Raw genomic sequence first — 3,648 nt, 5'->3', positions numbered from 1 at the left:
TGCTGAACCACGGCGCCGACTTGCGCGTCGTGCAGTTGCTGCTCGGCCACAGCGACATCTCGACCACGCAGATCTATACGCACGTCGCGCGCGAGCGGCTCAGGACGCTGCACGCGCAGCATCACCCGCGCGGCTGACGCGCGACGCGGGCATGCGGCTCGGCGTGAGCCGCAATGTGGACTCGCGTGCCGTCGCGTCGGCCGCGTCAGACCAGCTCGCGCAGCCGGTGCTTCAGCACCTTGCCGGTCGACGCGGCCGGCAGCGCATCGAGCACGCGGATGTGCGCAGGGCGTTTGTAAGCGGTGAGCCGATCCGCGCACCATGCGTGCAAGGCTGCCTCGTCCGCCGCCGCGCCCGGCACCAGTTCGACGAACGCGAGCACTTCCTCGTTGCCGTCGATCGCGCGGCCGATCACGGCCGCCTGCACGACGTCCGGATGCGCGTTCAGCACCTGTTCGACCTCGACCGGATACACGTTGAAGCCCGAGCGGATGATCAGCTCCTTGCTGCGGCCCGCGATCGTCACCGCGCCGTCCGCTTCCTGCCGCGCGAGATCGCCGGTGCTCAGCCAGCCGTCCGGGGACACGGCCGCGTGCGTCGCGTCCGCGTTGCGGTAGTAGCCGAGCATCACGTTCGGCCCGCGCACGCGAATCTCGCCGACTTCGCCCGGCGGCACGTCGCTGCCGTCCGGCGCGACGATCCGCACGTCGACGCCCGGAATCGGCACGCCGACCGAACTGTCCGTGCGCGGCGCGTCGAGCGGCGTCTGCGTGATCGTCGGGCTGCTTTCGGTCATCCCGTAGCCGTTGTGCAGCGGCACGCCGTACAGGCGCTCGACGCGCGCCTTCAGGTTCGCATCGAGCGGCGAGCCGCCCGAATATGCGAAGCGCAGCCGCGGCGCGCGCCATGCGTGGCCGTGCGTGTGCAGGTGTTCGAGCAGCTTTGCGTGCATCGCGGGCACGCCCTGGAAGATCGTCACGCCTTCGTCGGCGAGCGCGACGCGGACGGCTTCCGGCGAGAAGCGCGGCGCGAGCCGCAGCGTCGCGCCCGCATACAGGCTGCCGAGGCATACCGACGCGAGCCCGTACACGTGCGACACGGGCAGCACCGTGTAGACGACGTCGTCCGGCGACACGCGGCGCAGCATGCTCGACGTCGCCGCGATGAACAGCAGGTTGCGGTGCGACAGCATCACGCCTTTCGGTGTGCCGGTCGTACCGGTGGTGTAGATCAATGCCGCGCATTGTGCGGCACTGCCGGTGGCCACCGGCTCGGCGGGCGCGCTCGCGTCGACGTGATACGAACACGCGCCGATGTCGACCGGCAGCGCCGCGGCCGGCGTGGCGCCGAGCCGCTCGGCATGGGCGCGCGCGTCGGGCGATACGTCGGTCGTGAACGCGATCAGCTTCGGGCGCGCATGCGCGGCGATCGCGTCGAGCTCGGCGGCCGACAGCCGCGCGTTCGACACGAGCGCCCATGCGTCGAGGCGGGCGGCGGCGAACAGCAGCACGATCTGCGCGACGCAGTTTTCGGCGACGATCATCACGCGGTCGCCGCCTTCTACGCCGAGACTCGCCAGCCGCGCGGCCGCCGCGTCGACGGCCTGCGCCAGGTCGCCGTACGACAGCCGGCGCGCATCCTCGATCAGTGCCGGCTGCGCGGGCGACTCCGCGGCCCGGTACGCGGGCACGTCGGCGATGCGGCGCGGCAGCGCGGCGAGCAGCGCATCGACATCGAGCGATTCGGATGAGCGGATGGGCGAGGACATGGCGTCTCCAGATGAAGGGCCGGCGGCAGCCGACGATATTTGCGAACGATCGTGCCATGGCGAGACGCGCGCCACAATCAGCCAATCGGGCAATAGCGCTTCACGATGTCTGCAATGATGATGGGTGCAATCGTGACGGCGACGCGGTGGGCCGGCGGAAAACGGGCCGCGAGTATACCGTCGGCGCGGGCTCGCCACTGCGCGCCCGGCGATCGTTCGCCATTAAAATGCCGCCATGAGCAAATCCAGACACGTGTCCGAAACCCCTGCGACCCAGCTGCTGCGCCGTCATGGCGTCGCATTCGGCGAGCATCCGTACGAATACGTCGAGCACGGCGGCACCGGCGAATCGGCGCGCCAGCTCGGCGTCGACGAGCACAGCGTCGTGAAGACGCTCGTGATGGAAGACGAGCACGCGAAGCCGCTGATCGTGCTGATGCACGGCGACCGCACCGTGTCGACGAAGAATCTCGCGCGGCAGATCGGCGCGAAGCGTGTCGAGCCGTGCAAGCCCGAGGTCGCGAACCGCCATTCGGGCTATCTCGTCGGCGGCACGTCGCCGTTCGGCACGCGCAAGACGATGCCCGTCTACGTCGAGTCGACGATCCTCGAATTGCCGACGATCTACCTGAACGGCGGCCGGCGCGGCTACCTCGTCAGCCTCGCGCCGGCGGTGCTCACGTCGCTGCTCGGCGCGCAGCCGGTGCAGTGCGCGAGCGTCGACTGAGGGTTTCACCTTCGTGGCACCCCGCGCCCGTTCGGTAGAATGGGCGCCGTTTCGGCCTGCCGGCTTGCCGCGCCCGGCCGTTCCTTTCCCGATACGTTGAAAGAAGAGTCCTCCGCATGCAGATCCTGCTCGCCGCCCTCGTTGCCTACCTGATCGGTTCGGTGTCGTTCGCCGTCGTTGTCAGTTCCGTGATGGGGCTGGCCGACCCGCGTTCATACGGGTCGAAGAACCCCGGCGCGACCAACGTCCTGCGCAGTGGCAACAAGAAGGCCGCGATCCTGACGCTCGTCGGCGACGCGTTCAAGGGCTGGATCGCCGTCTGGCTCGCCCGGCACTTCGGCCTGCCCGACGTCGCGATCGCGTGGGTCGCGATCGCCGTGTTCCTCGGCCACCTGTACCCGGTGTTCTTCCGCTTCCAGGGCGGCAAGGGCGTCGCGACCGCGGCCGGCGTGCTGCTCGCCGTGCACCCGGTGCTCGGGCTCGCGACCGCGCTGACCTGGCTGATCGTCGCGTTCTTCTTCCGCTATTCGTCGCTCGCGGCGCTGGTGGCGGCCGTGTTTGCGCCGGTGTTCGACGTATTCCTGTTCGGCATGCCGGGCCACAACCCGATCGCCTGGGCCGTGCTGGCGATGAGCGTGCTGCTCGTGTGGCGTCACCGCGGCAACATTTCGAAGCTGCTCGCGGGGCAGGAGAGCCGGATCGGCGACAAGAAGAAGGCGGCCGCGGACGGCGGCGCGCAGGACGGCGGGAAAGCCTGAGAAACGCGGCGCCGGGCGCGCCGCGTGTGCGGGGCCCGGCCGGATGACGCGACGGGCCGGCGGCCGGTCAGTCGCGGAAGTTGTTGAAGTCGAGCGGCGTGTCGGTCACGTCCTTGCGCAGCATCGCGATCGTGCTCTGCAGGTCGTCGCGCTTCGTGCCCGAGATGCGCACCGCGTCGCCCTGGATGCTCGCCTGCACCTTGATCTTGCTGTCCTTCACGAGGCGCACGATCTTCTTCGCGAGGTCGCCCGTCACGCCCTTCTTCACGGTGACGACCTGCTTGACCTTGTCGCCGCCGATCTTCTCGACCTTGCCGTAGTCGAGGAAGCGCACGTCGACGTTGCGCTTGGCCAGCTTGCCGATCAGTACGTCCTTGACCTGGCCGAGCTTGAAA

At 69.4% G+C, this 3,648-nt stretch carries 5 protein-coding genes; 3 read left to right on the top strand and 2 right to left on the bottom strand.

Features of this window, described 5'->3' with window-relative positions; genetic code table 11:
* Positions 1-137 (top strand): tyrosine-type recombinase/integrase (locus tag JMF90_RS28735; RefSeq protein WP_201325737.1); only part of this gene is annotated, 137 nt, incomplete at its 5' end.
* A 68-nt stretch (positions 138-205) separates the two neighbouring features.
* Here the strand turns inward: JMF90_RS28735 and JMF90_RS28730 are convergent.
* Positions 206-1,768, bottom strand: a complete 1,563-nt coding sequence (locus JMF90_RS28730; protein ID WP_011694378.1) for a class I adenylate-forming enzyme family protein — start codon at positions 1,766-1,768, stop codon at positions 206-208.
* Between the two features lie 235 nt (positions 1,769-2,003).
* On the opposite strand from JMF90_RS28730, the gene ybaK reads away from it, so the two are divergent.
* Complete coding sequence (gene ybaK, locus JMF90_RS28725; protein ID WP_011694377.1) at positions 2,004-2,495, top strand: Cys-tRNA(Pro) deacylase; 492 nt, start codon at positions 2,004-2,006, stop codon at positions 2,493-2,495.
* 116 nt (positions 2,496-2,611) lie between these two features.
* Positions 2,612-3,253, top strand: coding sequence for a glycerol-3-phosphate 1-O-acyltransferase PlsY (gene plsY, locus JMF90_RS28720; RefSeq protein WP_011546049.1), 642 nt, complete (start codon positions 2,612-2,614; stop codon positions 3,251-3,253).
* Between the two features lie 67 nt (positions 3,254-3,320).
* Here plsY and JMF90_RS28715 read toward each other — a convergent pair.
* Positions 3,321-3,648 (bottom strand): DUF520 family protein (locus JMF90_RS28715; RefSeq protein ID WP_201325736.1); only part of this gene is annotated, 328 nt, incomplete at its 5' end.

The organism is Burkholderia sp. E168m23 (assembly GCF_016586125.1).
GTDB classification, from domain to species: Bacteria; Pseudomonadota; Gammaproteobacteria; order Burkholderiales; family Burkholderiaceae; genus Burkholderia; species Burkholderia orbicola.
This window is presented reverse-complemented; position numbering and strand designations above follow the sequence as displayed.